Origin of the sequence: Metabacillus sp. KUDC1714, from assembly GCF_014217835.1 — a bacterium.
Taxonomy (GTDB): Bacteria; Bacillota; Bacilli; order Bacillales; family Bacillaceae; genus Metabacillus; species Metabacillus rhizosphaerae.
Genome location: NZ_CP055263.1, coordinates 2,414,632 through 2,431,579, shown reverse-complemented (window position 1 = coordinate 2,431,579; position 16,948 = coordinate 2,414,632). Strand labels below are relative to the sequence as shown.

General features: G+C 35.2%; 12 protein-coding genes, 2 pseudogenes and 1 riboswitch. Of the genes and pseudogenes, 2 read left to right on the top strand and 12 right to left on the bottom strand.

Translation table 11 applies throughout. The features are described 5' to 3' along the window. Positions 1 to 292: 292 nt before the first annotated feature. The 4 genes from HUW50_RS11515 to HUW50_RS11500 all read right to left on the bottom strand — a co-directional run bounded on the left by HUW50_RS11515 (position 293) and on the right by HUW50_RS11500 (position 5,000). A complete protein-coding gene (locus tag HUW50_RS11515) occupies positions 293 to 1,294 on the bottom strand; it encodes an ABC transporter permease (RefSeq protein WP_066328046.1) in 1,002 nt (333 codons plus the stop codon). 2 nt (positions 1,295 to 1,296) lie between these two features. Then, complete coding sequence (locus HUW50_RS11510; RefSeq protein WP_185654057.1) at positions 1,297 to 2,802, bottom strand: sugar ABC transporter ATP-binding protein; 1,506 nt, start codon at positions 2,800 to 2,802, stop codon at positions 1,297 to 1,299. Positions 2,803 to 2,963: 161 nt separating this feature from the next. Then, complete coding sequence (locus HUW50_RS11505) at positions 2,964 to 4,091, bottom strand: sugar ABC transporter substrate-binding protein (protein ID WP_066328035.1); 1,128 nt, start codon at positions 4,089 to 4,091, stop codon at positions 2,964 to 2,966. 106 nt (positions 4,092 to 4,197) lie between these two features. After that, positions 4,198 to 4,305: riboswitch (SAM riboswitch) on the bottom strand. A gap of 224 nt (positions 4,306 to 4,529) precedes the next feature. Next, a complete protein-coding gene (locus HUW50_RS11500; RefSeq protein ID WP_066328026.1) occupies positions 4,530 to 5,000 on the bottom strand; it encodes a hypothetical protein in 471 nt (156 codons plus the stop codon). Positions 5,001 to 5,170: 170 nt separating this feature from the next. On the opposite strand from HUW50_RS11500, the gene HUW50_RS27075 reads away from it, so the two are divergent. Further along, complete coding sequence (locus HUW50_RS27075; protein ID WP_260445676.1) at positions 5,171 to 5,296, top strand: hypothetical protein; 126 nt, start codon at positions 5,171 to 5,173, stop codon at positions 5,294 to 5,296. A 273-nt stretch (positions 5,297 to 5,569) separates the two neighbouring features. On the opposite strand, the gene HUW50_RS11495 is transcribed toward HUW50_RS27075, so the two are convergent. Continuing rightward, positions 5,570 to 6,805: an MFS transporter gene (locus HUW50_RS11495; RefSeq protein ID WP_066328024.1), complete on the bottom strand. Its 1,236-nt coding sequence runs from the start codon at positions 6,803 to 6,805 to the stop codon at positions 5,570 to 5,572. Positions 6,806 to 7,064: 259 nt separating this feature from the next. On the opposite strand from HUW50_RS11495, the gene HUW50_RS11490 reads away from it, so the two are divergent. Continuing rightward, positions 7,065 to 8,744: a glutamine--tRNA ligase/YqeY domain fusion protein gene (locus HUW50_RS11490; protein WP_185653922.1), complete on the top strand. Its 1,680-nt coding sequence runs from the start codon at positions 7,065 to 7,067 to the stop codon at positions 8,742 to 8,744. A 215-nt stretch (positions 8,745 to 8,959) separates the two neighbouring features. Here HUW50_RS11490 and HUW50_RS11485 read toward each other — a convergent pair whose 3' ends face one another. The 7 genes and pseudogenes from HUW50_RS11485 to HUW50_RS11460 form a co-directional block, all read right to left on the bottom strand. Beyond that, on the bottom strand, positions 8,960 to 10,759 hold the full coding sequence (locus HUW50_RS11485; protein WP_066328464.1) for an ATP-binding protein: 1,800 nt from the start codon (positions 10,757 to 10,759) through the stop codon (positions 8,960 to 8,962). Between the two features lie 20 nt (positions 10,760 to 10,779). After that, complete coding sequence (locus HUW50_RS11480; RefSeq protein ID WP_066328013.1) at positions 10,780 to 11,787, bottom strand: BMP family ABC transporter substrate-binding protein; 1,008 nt, start codon at positions 11,785 to 11,787, stop codon at positions 10,780 to 10,782. 160 nt (positions 11,788 to 11,947) lie between these two features. After that, a complete protein-coding gene (locus HUW50_RS11475; RefSeq protein ID WP_066328004.1) occupies positions 11,948 to 12,910 on the bottom strand; it encodes an alpha/beta hydrolase in 963 nt (320 codons plus the stop codon). A gap of 99 nt (positions 12,911 to 13,009) precedes the next feature. After that, a complete protein-coding gene (locus HUW50_RS11470; RefSeq protein ID WP_066328002.1) occupies positions 13,010 to 13,240 on the bottom strand; it encodes an excisionase family DNA-binding protein in 231 nt (76 codons plus the stop codon). Positions 13,241 to 13,366: 126 nt separating this feature from the next. Next, positions 13,367 to 13,828 (bottom strand): annotated as a pseudogene (locus HUW50_RS27535) (PTS sugar transporter subunit IIA); the annotation flags it as partial. Between the two features lie 92 nt (positions 13,829 to 13,920). Continuing rightward, positions 13,921 to 15,310: pseudogene (locus tag HUW50_RS11465) on the bottom strand (PTS fructose transporter subunit IIC); the annotation flags it as partial. Positions 15,311 to 16,042: 732 nt separating this feature from the next. Continuing rightward, on the bottom strand, positions 16,043 to 16,885 hold the full coding sequence (locus HUW50_RS11460; RefSeq protein ID WP_066327997.1) for an aldo/keto reductase: 843 nt from the start codon (positions 16,883 to 16,885) through the stop codon (positions 16,043 to 16,045). Between the last annotated feature and the right edge of the window lie 63 nt (positions 16,886 to 16,948).

Here is a 16,948-nt window from a genome sequence, read left to right as displayed (position 1 = left end):
TTCCCTCTAATTTTAAGAATTTGTAGAAAACTGTCAATCTATTTGTGAGTAAACCTGACGCTAATTTTTATCAAATAATAAAAAACCAATGTTATAAAATCACTAATATTTATGCACGTTAAAAATGTATATTCCATAGTTCACTAGGAGCTAGATGACAAAGCGCTTATTCACAGTACTAGATTTTTATAGTTTCCTGCTTCATTCAAAAAGGCTGCTGGCTAAAATGCCAACAACCTCTTTTGCGTTATCTCCACAGCAAATTTACTGCTAGATATTCGATAATGCCCGTTTATTTTGTTTTATAATACGTAAGTGCCAGTGCAAACGCAAGTACTGTACCTTTTACAATATCCATTGCATAATATGGTACTGACATCATAACTAAGCCATTTTGAAGTATCCCAATTAACACTGCTCCAATAAATGTACCAAACGCATTTGGTTTTCCCGCCCCTAATACTGAGAAACCAATAAATGCTGCAGCAACAGAGTCCATTAAGTACGGGGAACCAGCATTAATTTCTGCTGTCATAACACGGGAAGCTAGAACGATTCCACCAATTGATGCAAAAAGAGCAGATAATAGATAAGCTGCTATCTTATACTTATTAACTGGAATCCCAGATAATCTTGCCGCTTCGATATTTCCACCAATCACATACATGTATCTCCCATGCTTTGTAAAGTTAAGAAAAACGTGTACAACCACCACAACAATGACCATGATCAAGATAATCCAAGGAACCTGACCAATTTTTTCAAATATCGGGCTAATGATTCCTGTTGAAAACGTTCCATCAGGCATCACCATATTTTGCGAAACAGTTGCACCCTTTGTGTATGTGAGTGCAATTCCTTGTACAATAAACATTGTCGCTAATGTAATTAGCATATCAGGAACCTTTAGTTTCACAATAATAAATGAATTTAACACTCCTACAAGTAATGATGCGACAATTGCGGAAAATATCGCAATAAACGTATTTTGAGAAAACCACACAAACATTGAAATAACAATTGCATTTGATAATGAAGCCACTGATCCAACTGACAAATCAAAACCATTTACTGATAACGAGATCGTAATTCCAATTGCGATAATCGTTACAATAGAAATAGAACGTAATATATTAATAAGATTATTGCCTTGAATAAACGTTGGATTAGATATAGCGAAAACTATAATAAGAATGAAAATTGTTAAAATTGTCCCATATTTATATAAAAATTGAAAAAGATCAAATGTCCTTTTTGAAGGATTACTCGCTTGTACAGGATTTGATTGATTCATCCTTAGTTGCCTCCTGTTGAATAAAATAATAGCTCTTCTTCATTGGTTAAGTCCGTTTCTAATTCTTTTGCAACCTGTCCATCATATAAAACATATAATCGATTGGTAATCCCCATTATTTCTGATAACTCAGAGGAGGCATAGATAATTGCCTTTCCTCTTTGTGCCAGCTCACATATAAGCTCAAAAATATCTTTTTTCGCTCCGACATCCACGCCTTTAGTTGGCTCATCAAAGATATAAACGTCTGCATCAGCTATTAACCATTTTCCTATGGCAATTTTTTGTTGATTACCACCAGACAGATTTTGGACTCTAGCTTCTTCTGAAGGTGTTTTAATCCCTAGACTGTCAATAAGCTCTAATGCCTTTTGCTTTTCTGCCTTACGATTTAAGAAACTAAAAGGCCTTGTAAAAGCACCCAGATTTGCTGCGGTTAGATTTGTTGCAACTGACTCCATAACAAGAATACCTTCTTTTCTTCTTTCCTCAGGTACTAATGCGATTCCTTGTTTTACTGCTTGATATGGATTTGATAAAGTTAACACCTTACCTCGTAGTTTTACCTCACCTGACTTTATTTTTGCTTCTCCGAATAAAGCTTTACAAAATTCCGTTTTACCAGCTCCAACTAAGCCTGCAATCCCAACAATTTCACCCTTATGAACTGACAGAGAAATATTTCTTATTTTATCCGTATCTGAAAGAGTGTTTACTTCAAAGATCTTTTCACCAATTTGAGAAGGTTTTTTCGGGAATTGTTCTTGCAATTCCCTACCTAGCATTTGTTCCACTACCTTACCTGTCGTGGTATCAGCAACAAACTCATGTGAAACTAACTTACCGTTCCTCATAATTGTAATTTCATCACAGATTTCAAAAATTTCTGGGAGCCGGTGGGAAATAAAGATGATTCCTACATCCTTCGCTTTAAGCTCTTGCACGATCCTGAACAACTCTTTTGTTTCTGAATGGCTAAGCGGGGCTGTTGGTTCATCTAATATAAGAAATTTACAATCTGTCGAGACTGTTCTAGCAATCAGTACCATTTGTTTTTCTGCCAAGGTTAACTCGCTAACTAATTTTTTGGAGGAAACATGAATGTTTAGGCTGTTCAAAATAACTGTTGCTTTTTTATGAAGATCCTTCCACCTTACAAATTGTCTTTTCCCCATCCCATTAACAGTATTTGATAGCATAATATTTTCCCCTACTGTTAAATTTGGTATGAGCGCAGTATCTACCTCTTGGTGAACAATTTGAATACCACAGCCTTGTGCTTCCTTTGGGGTACGGATATTTGTTTTATGATCATCAATTAAGATCTCACCAGTGTAATGGTCATAGGTACCTGATAAAACCTTCATTAACGTTGATTTCCCAGCACCATTTGCTCCAATTAGAGCATGGGTTGTACCACTTTTCATTGTAAAATCTACAGAATCTAATGCCTTCACACCAGGAAATTCGATTGAGACTTCTTTCATTTTTAATACTGTATGAATCATCATTTACCTCCTCTGATGTTAATGGAGAAAATTTTGCTATTATTCTATCAAAACCAATTTTTCATCTGTGGAGATTTCTACCAGTATATGGAGGATAAAAGCAAACACCCTCTTATACTAGACCAAGAGAGTGTTCGCTCATTTTCTTCATAGAATAGTTCTTACTTTTTATAATACTCTTTTAATCTCTTCATCCATTCCTCTTCAAATGCGGTAGACTGCCCCCAACCTTCAACAGTATCTGCAAGATTTACCATATTAATAGGCTCGTCTGATTTCCCTAATACTTCACCAGAAATAAGTGATGCTTCAAGGTTATACGTTGCTGGCGTTTCTTCACCAGCTAGCTTTTTAGCTAACAATCTCATGTCAACTGCTCCAATTAACTTTGGATCAACTGCTGCCGTATATTTCCAAGAGCTACTCTTATCTTGCATTTCTTGAAGATCTGCATTCGATACATCAATACCGTAAATCTTAATTTCATCTCTACCAGCTTCTTTAATTGCACGTGCTGCACCGATTGCAAATGCATCCCATGTCGCGAAGATTGCATCAATTTCACCTTTAGGATGTTTATTAAGCATTGCTGCTACAGCATTTTGCGTTTTTACAGAAGTATCAGCTGCTGCCACTCCAAAACGCTCAATTTCTTTAATACCAGAGTTACTAGCCAATTTCTCTTGGTAAACTTGATTACGTCTAACCATCGGAGGAAAGCCATCTACCCAAAGATACACAATATTTGCTTCACCATTAGTATCTTTAATAAGTTGGTCTAATGCTAATGTTGCAAGTGCTTCATCATCCTGAGATGTTAATGTTACATTTTCAATTTGTGCTAATTTTTCCGTTGAATCAAATGTAACAACACTTTTCCCAGCATCAACTAGTTTTTGAACCGCATTAACAGTTGCAGCGTCATCTCCGTGAGAAATAATAAATCCATCATAATCTTCTTCTAGTCCTTGTGCTATGGCATCATGAAATTTTGCCGTGTCTCCATTAGCTGTAAATACATCTACTTGAAAGCCTAATGCTTCTCCTTCTTCCTTCGCACCAGCTAAAAATTGTGCTGTATGATCATCTCCACCGATTTTACGGATGACTTTAATCTTTGCCCTCTCACCACCAGCAAAGCGTTCTGGAACATTCTCTAATGAAACATCTGGGTTGCCTTTCCTTTTTTCAGGTTCAGTCGTTTCTCCACTATTTGAAGCACAACCTGTTAGTAATAGTGTAAATACTAGAATAAAAATAAATGCAGAGTGAAAAATTTTGTTATTCATGATTGTAAACTCCCCTTTTTCTTTTTTTGTATATTTTTACTTTATAAACACAAAAAACCTCTCTAAGATAGAGAGGTTTCGCCACAAGAATATATAGGAGTCTCCTCTCTTATCTTTCAAAACCGTAACGGTTTTGCAGGATTTAGCACCAATTCTATAATAGAACGGTTGCCGGGCGTCATCGGGCCAGTCCCTCTGCCACTCTTGATAAGAGATCGAATATGCAATTAAGTAAAGATAAGAATATGTATACTTTAATAGTGTATAGCATTAATGTCAACTATTATTTGAATATTTATATTAAATGATTTTTTAAAAAAATACCTCTTATTATGTTATAGGAAAATAATAATGTATCCATTTGATTATTACTCCCATTTACAGTTTTAATGCTTTCCCCCACAGACACAGGTGGTAAATCTCAGTTTGTTAAATTAATTATTTGATAAATTTTTTTGATAGTAACTGTAAATACCAAGGGAAGAAGAATCTAAAAAGTGTAAAATAAACAGGAATTCCATACCATGTATTCCAATCGTTATTTACCATGTATCCAGACTTAACTAATCCTAATTCTAAGACAAAACATAATAATGTAAAAACAAAAGCAAAAACCCATTTCTTCTGAGGTTTATAAAAATTAACATAAATAGTAGCAATGCTCGCAGGTACAAAGCTAATTAACATAGAATCACTTGGCTCGATTGTTTGTTTTTTTGCTAGGTCAAATAAATCAAATACTGCCCCTGCAATGCTATCAGAAATCCAAGAAAACCCACTTAAGAAAACAATAGTAATAAATATACCGACCCATGTTAGATTTTTTTTTGGCATGATTAATACGAATAATATTGTTGTTATTACTAAGGTCCATACATACCATTCACCTTCATACTTCATTAATTCCATTAAATCACCTTATTATCATTTATTTTCAAATCAATTATCTTTTATGTTTATCTTGATATAATTAGTTGGAAAATATACCAATTCTTCCTCATCTCCCTTTAAGCCTATGTTAATAAGGATAAAAGTAAAGAGGTTGTATAGAATAATGATGTGCAAAAGGAGGTGGAAGAATGCCAAATCGAAATGATAACAAATTTAGAAAAATTGAATCTGAAAGCGCGAAACAAGGGAAATCTCAAGAAGAGTATGCTGCTGAGCTTGAGAGGAACCGTGCGAGAAGTCAAGGAAAAAAATAATTGTATACTTAATGTTAAAGGTGAGCATTTTACTGTGCTTGCCTTATTTTATTTGCAGAATATAAGGGATCTAGTCCACTAAGTAAAAGAGGCTGGGACAAAAGTATTTCAGCCAAAGAAAAACCCGAACTATCATGCGAAATTCTAATTTAGAGTTTCGTAATAGTTTGGGTTTTTTATTTATATCGCTTAATTAAATTAAAAATTATTCGGCTTTAAGAATGGTCAATTTAGTTATGTCCCAGCCTCTAGAGACCTCTAAGCGATCAAATCCTATACATTAACTTTTACGCGCTTTTTTATAGATCGGTCAAGAACAAGCGGCAGAACAAGAATAACTCCAATGACCATGCAAACAGCTGATACCTGATATGAAATCCCCAGACCAACCTGTTGTTTTAAGATTCCCGCTAAACTCATCATCAGCACCATCGCGCCCATAAAAAGAGGTGTCATGATCCCGTTTACTCTCCCTACAAAAGATTCCTCAGCATTTTGAAGAATCATTGTATTAATACTAATTTGAATAGCTGGCATCATTAATCCTGTGAAAAACTGGGCTATTAAAGTTAGCCATAAAATCTCCGAGAACCCAATGACTGAAATCATTAGGGCATTTACAAACATACCCGCTGCGAGCATTCGAATCGGTGTTACTTTCTTTGATAAAGCTAACGCGATTCCACCTCCAATAATCATAGCAATTCCGTTTATCGCCATAAACCATTGGACAAACTCCTTATCCATTTGAAGCTGTTCTGTCACAATAAAGATACCTAATGGTTGTATTAAACCAACAGCCAATCCTGCTACGAAGAAATTAGCACCTAGGATGGTGAGAAATCTATTTTTCATAACATACTTAAATCCTTGCACAAATTCTTCTAAAACTGTTGTTTGCTCATCAGTTTTTTCTACCAACTTATCGGCAGGTAAAAACATAAGCGCTACTGCTGAAAGTAAAAACATGACACCTGTGATTGCAATAGATACTTCTATCCCATATTGCTGAAATACAACTGTTCCAATAACAGGTCCAATAATCATAAATAAAGCAAACATCGTTTGATAAATTGACATTCCCATTTGCAGTTGTTTTTCAGGAACATGCACCTTAAATAACTTCATACCTGAAGGCTGAGAAAACTGAGAGAGAATTGAGGAAATAAGCATCGCAAAAAAGACGACCTTCCAAGTTGCGAATATTAATGTTAGTAAAACAGCAAAAACAGAAATAGCACTTAAAATATCACACCAAACCATCGTTTTCTTAGGCTTCCACCTGTCTGCAAATGTCCCGCCAATGATTGAGAAAATAAAAATCGGAGCAAACTCTGCAACTGAAATCATTGAAACCGCAAATGGATCTTCATTTGTTTGCTCCATGACAAATAATAAAACAGAAAAATTTCTTACCCAAATACCAAGCTGCAAGAATAAGCCAGAAAGTAATATCGCTCTTACAAACCGATTTCCCAAAAACTCCTTAAAGCTTGTTTCTTGTTTCATCCTTTTTATCCTCCACTATTCAGCAATCTAAAAATGAATTCACGCACCATATATAATAATTCCACATATCCCAAATAATTCCTTTTATATGATGAAGTTTCAATTATTTTATCGTTAATCCCGTATACAGATTAAGTATTCATGTAAGTATATATACTATTATGACGAAATTAACTTAGTAAATTAACCTTTTGCCTTTCTATTGGTATAATGGAAGACAGAACTTATTTTTACATATAAAAGAAAGGTTTGATCTGACTTGGAACACAATTCCTCAAACTTTATAAGAAGTATTATTACAGAGGATCTTGAAACTGGAAAACGTGATAATGTCTACACACGTTTCCCGCCAGAGCCAAATGGCTATCTCCATATTGGTCATGCAAAATCAATCGTGATTAACTTTGGACTAGCAGATGATTTTAATGGTAAAACAAACTTAAGATTTGATGACACAAATCCATTAAAAGAAGATACAGAATACGTTGAAGCAATTAAAGAAGATGTAGAATGGCTAGGCTATGAATGGGATGGCATGTTTTTTGCTTCCGATTATTTTGAAGAAATGTATAATCGCGCAATACTCCTCATAAAAAAAGGAAAAGCATATGTTGATGACTTATCTGCTGATGAAATCAGACAATATCGTGGGACATTAAAAGAGCCTGGGAAAGAAAGCCCTTATCGAAACCGTTCTATAGAAGAAAATATTGATTTATTTGAGCGCATGCGTAAAGGTGAATTTGAAAATGGAACAAAGGTGCTTCGTGCAAAAATTGATATGTCATCACCAAACATAAACTTGCGTGATCCAGTTATTTACCGCGTATCACATACGACACATCATAATACTGGTGATGCTTGGTGTATCTATCCGATGTATGCTTTTGCACATCCACTGGAAGATGCAATTGAAGGAATAACACATTCTTTATGTACAACAGAATTTGAAGATCAACGCCCACTTTATAACTGGGTAATTGAAGAATGTGAAATGGAGCATAAGCCACAACAAATTGAATTTGGTCGTTTAGGCATCACAAATACAGTAATGAGTAAGCGTAAATTAAAGCAGCTTGTTGATGAAAAGTTTGTTGATGGCTGGGATGACCCTCGCATGCCAACAATTTCAGGTTTACGCAGAAAAGGGTACACACCAGAATCCATCCGTGAATTTGTTAAAGAAACTGGTGTATCAAAAGGGTCTGGAACAGTTGATGAGGCAATGCTTGAGCACTTTGTGAGAGAAGACTTAAAGCTAAAAGCACCACGTACGATGGGGATATTAAAACCATTAAAGGTAGTTATTACAAATTATCCTGAAGATCAAGTGGAAATGCTTGATGCTGAGATCAATCCTGAAGTTCCTGAGATGGGTACAAGACAAATTCCATTTTCACGTGAAATTTATATTGAACAGGAAGACTTTATGGAGGATCCTCCAAAAAAATACTTCCGTCTCTTCCCTGGTAATGAAGTGCGTTTGAAACACGCATACTTTATAAAATGTGAAGATGTGATTAAAGATGCTGATGGAAATGTCATTGAAATTCATTGCACTTATGATCCTGAAACAAAGAGTGGTTCAGGGTTTACAGGAAGAAAAGTAAAAGGAACGATCCACTGGGTCGACGCTAAACATGCGTTACCAGCTGAATTTCGTTTATATGAACCACTTATTCTTGATAAGCTTGAGAATGAAGAGGACAGTACGGAACAAGTAAGCTCTGAAGAAAAAACATTCCTTGACTTTGTTAACGATCAATCATTAGAAGTTCTACAAGGCTTTGTTGAGCCTAATATGAAGGAAGTAGCAGCTCACGATAAATTTCAATTTTTCCGTCATGGTTACTTCAATGTAGATCCTAAGCATTCTACTAATGAAAAAATCGTGTTTAATCGTATCGTTTCGTTAAAGAGCTCTTTTAAATTGAAGTAATATAACAAAAGCGCAAGCGCCTTGATCAGCCCCGACAAGCATAAGATGATTTAGAATAGAAGGCGTTCTTTGCCTTCAATTCTAAATTAGCTAGACCCTAGAGGGGCTAGGCGCTGGAGCTGGATGTAGTGCGCTTATCCACAGTACAAGAATTTTAAAATTTCTAACGATAAAAAAGCAGATTCCCTACTAGATATAAGTGGAATCTGCTTTTTTTACTCTTTTTTAGGTAACGGTAAGTGAATTAGAAAGGTTGTGCCAGAGTCAGATGTTTCAAACAAATCAATACTTCCTTGGTGGTTTTCAACAATTCGTTTTACAATCATTAACCCTAATCCTGTGCCGCTTTCCTTAGAACTTGAGAAAGGATCGTAGATCGTTTTCAACATCGAAGGAGAAATCCCTGTACCACAATCCTTTAAAAAGACCTGATAGTCCTTTTCAGTCACCTGTGAATAAATGTCGATTACTCCTTTTCCGCCCATTGCTTCAATGCTGTTTCGAATCAGATTATGGAATACCTGTTTTATCTGTTTTGCATCTACATACAACGGTGTACGTTCCAATTTTATGTTAAATTCAATCTCCTCTGTGGACTGAATAATAAGCGGCAAAAACTCAGCTAAAATATCTTCAAGATACGCTTCCTTCTTAATCGGTGCTCCAGGTTTTGAAAGCAGTAGCATTTCTTCAATAATCACATTGATACGTTCTATTTCCTTCATGATGAGCGGCATATGATATTGATTTCTATGTTGTACTGAAAATGACTGATTCATTAATGATAAGAAACCATGTACAACCGCTAACGGATTACGAATTTCATGTGCTGCACCAGCAGCCATTTCTCCTACAACAGCCAACTTTTCCGACTGATGTATTCTTTTTTCTAATTCGTCTGTTTCCGTTATATCAATAAAATTCATTATCCAACCAATGACGCAGTGATGCTGATTTAATAGCTCTGTTTTAGAGACTAATAAAAATCTTTGACCGCCTGGTGTGCTAAATGGAACCTTAGTATGCTTACAAGCCTTCTTCGATGACAAAATCCGCCAAAACTCTTCATTGACTTCATCACCTTGAATAGAAACAAGCTCTTTTACCTGTTCTTTATTCTTATTAAGCAGTTTGATTGCTGATGTATTCAATGAAATTTCTGAGGTTTTATCATTGATCGTAATAATACCTACTGGCAATGAATTTAATATTTGCTCTCGATAAATTTTATCATTCATTATTGTGTTAAATGATTCTTTAAGTCGTCTGGACATTTGATTAATCGAAAGTGTTAAATGCTGAAGCTCTAACTGATTCGTTGAGTGAAGTGTTAACCCATATTGCCCATTAGCAATACGATCTACTTTACCTATCATTGTTTCAATTGGATTTGTTAAGCTAGCACTAATCCGATACGAGACTAAAATCGATAACCCAATCGCTAAAGTAGTTACAAACATCAATAGCCATAGTGAACCCTTAATTATATCGGTAAACGTATTAGAATGCCCATTTAATTTTGAATAAGATGCTTCTTTTGCTGCTTGTATCTCTTGCTGTAGCTTAGTGAGCTGTGGGAGGAAATTAAATTTAATATATTCTTCTGCTCCCTTTTTATCATTGTAGTTAAGAAGTCCTTGAACATTGTTAACAATCACAAAATCAAGTAAGTCCACTCTTTTATTAAAGTTATCAAGGGATTTTGGTAATGAATTCTCTTCTAACTCTTCAGAACTTTGTGCTTCATAATTCTGATAATCCTCTACCAAGTTACAGCACATATCATTGTCAATAACACTTTCAACAATATATTCCTTTACATCTAACTCCTCTTCTATCTGAGAAAGCCAAAAAAGCTCTGGAATGTTTGTCCCCTTAATCTTATTACTTACTTGAGTTATATCCTCAATCGACTGGACTAGAATAAGAGAAAATCCGCTAAAAATTAAAGTAAATATAAGGAGAATTGTGAGAATTTTGCTCCGAAAAGACATATCTCTTATTATTTTTTTCATCACAATTTCCTTACCTCCTTCTAAGGAAACGTTAGTTCCCCACTACTATATCTCTTCATTTCAGCTTCAATATACTTTATATCTTGTGCAGAAAACATTGGCCCAAAAGGAGCCAAGCTATATACTCCGTGGCTCTCATTTAGAATTACTTTTCCTGATGGCATACCAGACCCGCTAAAATAATCTTCCATTACGGCCACATATGCTTGTGAAACATCATTCATCACACTTGTTAAAACTTGTTCTTTCCCCATATATGATTGATCATCAAGGTAACCAATGACATACACATTCTCTTTTTTTGCCAAATCTATGACATCTCGATTGAATGAATTACCTTTACTATAAATAACATCTACACCCTCTGCAATTAACTCCTTCATAAGTTGAGTTGCCTTGACACCATCATCTCTACTTCCAACCGCTTTATAGTAAGATTTTGAATTAGGAGAATAATAGGCTAAACCTCTCTCAAATTCAGAAATGTTTTCCTTTGGTTCAAATGGATAAAGTACCCCAACCTTATTGGTTTTAGTTTTTAGAGCAGCAGCTAGTGCTGCAAAGTATTCAATTTCACCTTGATCAAACGTATAAACGGTTTGATTAGGATATTTTGATGACCCATGAATTGTAACAAATTGAACATCTGGATGACTTAGTGCTGTTGCAGTAAAAACATCAGAAAACTCCCGACCATGTCCTATTATTAGTTTTGATCCTTCGTTAATTGCAGCAGTTATTGTTTCACTCATCAATTTATCTGTTTCTATCTCACTATAAAGCTTAACATCAACTGGGTACTGTTCCTCTATCTTTAATTGCCCTTTATATGCTAAACTACCCCAACTTTGATCTGCAACGATATCTGAAGTAATAATTGTTACCTTTGTTTTTTCTAATCTATTGCCAGAGCTAGTTTCGGCCTCCAACATAATCCCTTTTGTTTGAAGGATAATTGTTCCTACTATTACAATAACAACAATCAAGGTGATAAACCCTATTATTCTTAGTTGTTTGGATTGTTGCAACTTTTTTCTCCCCTAACTATAGTACTATTCTCCTTCAAACATTATAACGAACCAAACACAATCAATCTACAAATATCTAAAAATATCTACACAATTCGACAAAACCTTCACAAAACTAAGGGTCAGTCCCCAGCTTTGAGCTCGCTGAAGAGACTGACCCTCATAAATATTGTTCTATTAACCAATCTCTTAGTTCAGCTTTCAACTGTATGTGAATTGGAGCTGTTGCCTCTTTCTTGTATTGCTTCATTAGATTTAATATCGTTTTTTCACCCTTATACTCTTTAAGCATATGATCCATGTTCTTTATTACGACTGTCTTTGCATCTAGCTTTCCAAGATCATCCACTCGCTTTAAATCCTCTGAATTCGCTTGGACATCCTTGTCACCTGTTATAGCCAATATTGGACAATTTGCCTGTCTTAAAGCGTCAAGAACGTTTTCTAAACGATATAAAAAGTGCTCTCTAAACCATTTGGCAGGCATTTTTTTCAGCTTAAACCTAATCGTATCACCTTCAGAGCCTTCCATTTTAATAAAAAGTTCTTCTGACTGCTTTACTATTTTATGTTCTTTTACAAGAAACCTTAACAGCTTGCCTTTAATCCCTTTTAGTCGTTTAATTTCCTCAAGTGTTTGACGATTTTGATACATCATTGGCTCTTTTAAATTGGTTGCTGCCCCACCAATCAGAACTAATCCTGAAACAGGTGTTGTTTCATTTACCTTTGTGGCTAGAATACATCCTTCACTGTGTCCAAGCAAAATGATCTTTTCACTATTAACTTTACTATGCTGCTTTAAAAACGAAATTGTACTATTTACGTCATTAGCAAGGTCCAGCATTCCAATTCTGATCGGATCGCCTTCACTTTCTCCAACAGACCTCTTATCATAACGAAGTGTGATAAAGCCCAAATTCGTTAAAAAGTGGGCAAGTTCCTTATATAAATTTGTAACAAGTGCCGGCTTTTTCATATTCCCATCTCTGTCTGCACTACCTGAACCGTTAATGATGACAATAGCTGGATACTGATCAAGATCAGTGTTCGGCAATGCCAGTGTTCCTTTTAATATTACATCACTTTTGATACTAACTAATTCTTCTATTATAGAGTTCATAAGTGACAATCTCCTTTTGTTTTCATTATCAATAATGATAACATTAATCCTGAGAAAGTTATAGACTTTTTTTGTAAATTTTTCTTTACAAGTTTCTAATTAATCCTCATCTTTGACATCTATATCCTCTGGTATTGGCTCTTTCATATATTCATCATATAACATTTTATATTTCTCAACTTGTTCTAAGTGTGATTGAAACTGATTTTTATAAATTAAGTATTCTTCACCATCATATAGGGATCTAATTTTCTTTTGGAGAACTAAGCTTTTTACAAGTTCCTCTGGTAAAGACAAGTAATCAGCTGTCTCTTTAATCGTTAAATACATTTTTATCATTCCTTTAGAAATACTGAAGTATATTTTGAAACACCTTGAAATATTACAATGCACAAACAAAAGCCTTCCCTAAAAAGATTATAAGGAAAGGCTTAAAAAGTAAATATTTTTTCTCGTTTATTCTATTTCACCAAGAAGTTCAAATGCTTCTTTTTCTGATTGAGCTGCTAACAATTGATCTCTAAAAGTATCATCCATTAACTTACGTGAGAGCATTTGCAGAATTTTTAAGTGTGCATCACCTTGACCCGTTTTCGGTACAGCAATCATGAAAATTAGTTTTGCCTCTGTACCATCAAGACTTTTCCAGTCTACACCATCTTGCTTAATTCCAAATACAACCCTTGGCTTAGTAACTGCATCTGATTTTCCATGAGGGATCGCGATGTTCATTCCAATACCAGTTGAACTTTCATTTTCACGATTAATGATTGCTTGTTTGAATTCTTCTCTTGAAGTTAATGCACCTTCACTATCTAGCTTTGCAATCATTTCATCAATGATCTCGTCACGTGTATTTCCTTTTAATTTCGTATTAATAAGGTCGAGACTCGTAATATCAGTTAACTTTTTGACCTCTTCAACTACTACCTCTTTGTCCTTTTCTCGTTGTTGCTCAAACTTTTCCTCGGTATCTACTAGTTCTGCTCCTGTTGAGGCCTCCATCAAAGCGACATCTTTCTTTAAGAAGTTAACAATAATAGCTGCAACAAATGCTCCAGCTGCAATGGCTACAAAGAACATTAACACATTATCTACTGCACCAAGTACAGCAACAATTGGACCTCCATGTGCTACACGGTCTCCAACATTCCCCATCATTGCAATAACAGAACCTACCATAGAACCTGCCATAATACTTGGAATAACTCGAAGTGGATCCTGGGCAGCGAATGGGATCGCACCCTCTGTTATTCCGAATAATCCCATCGTAAAGGATGCTTTACCAGCTTCCCTTTCAGAAGGTTGAAATTTCTTTTTGTTTAAAAATGTTGCAAGTCCCATTCCAATTGGTGGGATACAGATCGCAGCTGCAATTGGACCCATGATTTCATAATTTCCTTCACCAATCATTGCCGATCCGAAAAGGAAAGCAACTTTATTTACGGGTCCCCCCATATCAAAGGAAACCATTGCACCTAGAATAAGAGCTAAAAGAATTGAGCTTGAGCCTTGCATACCTGCCAACCAAGCTGTTAATGATTCAAACACTTGTGCAACTGGTGCACCAATAATAAATACAAATGCTAAACCTACAATTAATGAAGCTATAACGGGAATAATAATGATTGGCATGATTGGTTGAATAGCTCTAGGAACCTTCATCTTCTTAATAGCAAAAGCAACATACCCTGCAAGGAAACCAGCTATGATCCCTCCAATAAAACCTGCACCTGCTTCACTTCCATAAAAACTGCCATTGGCTGCAATATAACCACCGATCATACCTGGTGCAAGTCCTGGTCTATCAGCTATACTATAGGCAATAAAACCAGATAAGATTGGAATCATGAATGTAAATGATGCTGCACCTAGCTTTTCAATTGTTTTCCAGAAAGAATCATCTGGAATCACTAGGCCACCAGGAGTTTTTTCTCCACCAAGTGTTAAGGCAACGGCAATTAATAATCCACCAATTACGATAAATGGGATCATATAAGATACTCCATTCATTAAGTGCCGGTAAATTGGATTTTGTTTATCCTTCTTTGAGCTATTTTCATCACTAGCTTTATTTGATCCACCTTGAAGAACTGGAACTTCACCATTCATATGCTTTTTGATGAGCTCATCAGGCTTACGAATTCCGTCTTGAACCCCGACAACTAATACCTTTTTCCCTACAAAACGATCTTTATTAACAGTTTTATCAGCCGCAATAATAATTCCATCAGCTTCAATAATATCCTTTTCGGTAAATTCATTTTCTACTCCAATGGAACCTTGAGTTTCAACTTTCATTGAAACACCTATTTTATCTGCTGCTTTTTGTAAATTTTCAGCAGCCATATACGTATGTGCAATCCCGTTCGGGCATGATGTAATCGCTAATAGCTTCATGAAATAACCTCCTTATGTGTTTATGAATCGCTTACATATACTATACTTCATGAATTCGACAAAAAAAGATAAGATTTTTACCGCAGCTACGGAAAATGAGAATTTAACATTTCACCTTATTGGTTAGGTTTCTTTTTTATGGAATCTTTATTCTCAAATTTTCATTTAATTTAAAAAGTTCTCCGCCCGATTGAATTACTTTGAATCACTTCATCATGCTTTTGAAACTGAACTCTATTTAACCTCTATTTGTTGACAGTTGAACCACTTTTCTATTTTTTTGAACCGGTTCGCTCTTGGATTGAATCACTTCATACAGTTATTGAACCACTTCACCATGATTTTGAACCTAACCCCTACTTTCAACCTCTATTTGTTGACTTTTGAACCACTTTTTAATTTTTTTGAACCGGTTCGCTCTTGGATTGAATCACTTTATACGGTTATTGAACCACTTCACCATGATTTTGAACCTAACCCCTACTTTCAACCTCTATTTGTTGACATTTGAACCACTTTTCTATTTTTTTGAACCGGTTCGCTCTTAGATTGAATCACTTCATACGGTTATTGAACCACTTCACCATGCTTTTGAACCAACACCTATTTATAAACCTCTTTTAATGACATTTAGACAATCTTTTTAATCTCGGACTAAAAAAAGCACCGTTCAAATTTCGAACGGTGCTAAACCTTGCTACTATATGCTACCATTTTTCAACCTTCACTAAATCAAAAATCAAAATTGTCTGGATCTGGGCCAACTCTTATATTTTGATTTAAACCATCAATTCGTTTCATATCTTCTATTGATAGTTCAAAATCAAATACATTCGCGTTTTCAACTATACGATTGCTTTTCGTTGACTTAGGTATCGTGACAACACCATTTTGTAAGTCCCAGCGCAAGATAACTTGAGCAATCGATTTTTTATATTTATCGGCAATTTCTTGTAGTTCTTGATTATCTAGTAATTGACCTTGCATTAAAGGTGACCAAGCCCCGAACTGGATTCCATGCTTTTGACAAAATGCTTGTAGTTCCTTTTGTGTCAAACGTGGATGGTACTCAACTTGATTTACCATTGGTTTTACTTTAGCATCTTTGATTAATTCTTCAAGATGGTGTACCTGGAAGTTACTTACTCCAATAGCTTTTACTTTCCCTTCATTATAAAGAGTTTCTAACGCTCTCCATGCCTCTTTATACTTACCTTCTACAGGCCAATGAATGAGATATAGATCTAAGTAATCCAAACCAAGTTTTCTTAAACTAGTTTCAAAAGCTGCAATCGTAGATTCGTATCCTAAATCTGCATTCCAGACTTTTGATGTAATAAATAATTCTTCTCTAGTAATGCCCGTTTCTTTCAAAACTTCTTGAACAGCTTGTCCTACACCTTCTTCATTCTCATAGATCGCTGCTGTATCGATACTTCGATAGCCATGTTTAATCGCTGTTTTCACAGCATTTACTAACTCAGGGCCTTCCTCTACTTTAAATACCCCTATACCAAACCAAGGCATTTTTACCCCGTTATGCAAAGATGTTGTATCTTGTAAATGATTAACCATTCTATATAAACCTCCTATTTTAGCTACGTTTTTTCAAAATATTTTCTAACTAAAGAAGAATTA

Excerpts from the sequence above, each read along its gene's own strand:
- HUW50_RS11495 (WP_066328024.1), bottom strand. The coding sequence starts at position 6,805 with ATGAAACAAGAAACAAGCTTTAAGGAGTTTTTGGGAAATCGGTTTGTA.
- HUW50_RS11470 (WP_066328002.1), bottom strand. The coding sequence starts at position 13,240 with ATGTATTTAACGATTAAAGAGACAGCTGATTACTTGTCTTTACCAGAG.
- HUW50_RS11485 (WP_066328464.1), bottom strand. The coding sequence starts at position 10,759 with ATGAAAAAAATAATAAGAGATATGTCTTTTCGGAGCAAAATTCTCACA.
- HUW50_RS11475 (WP_066328004.1), bottom strand. The coding sequence starts at position 12,910 with ATGAACTCTATAATAGAAGAATTAGTTAGTATCAAAAGTGATGTAATA.
- HUW50_RS11515 (WP_066328046.1), bottom strand. The coding sequence starts at position 1,294 with ATGAATCAATCAAATCCTGTACAAGCGAGTAATCCTTCAAAAAGGACA.
- HUW50_RS11500 (WP_066328026.1), bottom strand. The coding sequence starts at position 5,000 with ATGGAATTAATGAAGTATGAAGGTGAATGGTATGTATGGACCTTAGTA.
- HUW50_RS11505 (WP_066328035.1), bottom strand. The coding sequence starts at position 4,091 with ATGAATAACAAAATTTTTCACTCTGCATTTATTTTTATTCTAGTATTT.
- HUW50_RS11460 (WP_066327997.1), bottom strand. The coding sequence starts at position 16,885 with ATGGTTAATCATTTACAAGATACAACATCTTTGCATAACGGGGTAAAA.
- HUW50_RS27075 (WP_260445676.1), top strand. The coding sequence starts at position 5,171 with ATGCCAAATCGAAATGATAACAAATTTAGAAAAATTGAATCTGAAAGC.
- HUW50_RS11510 (WP_185654057.1), bottom strand. The coding sequence starts at position 2,802 with ATGATTCATACAGTATTAAAAATGAAAGAAGTCTCAATCGAATTTCCT.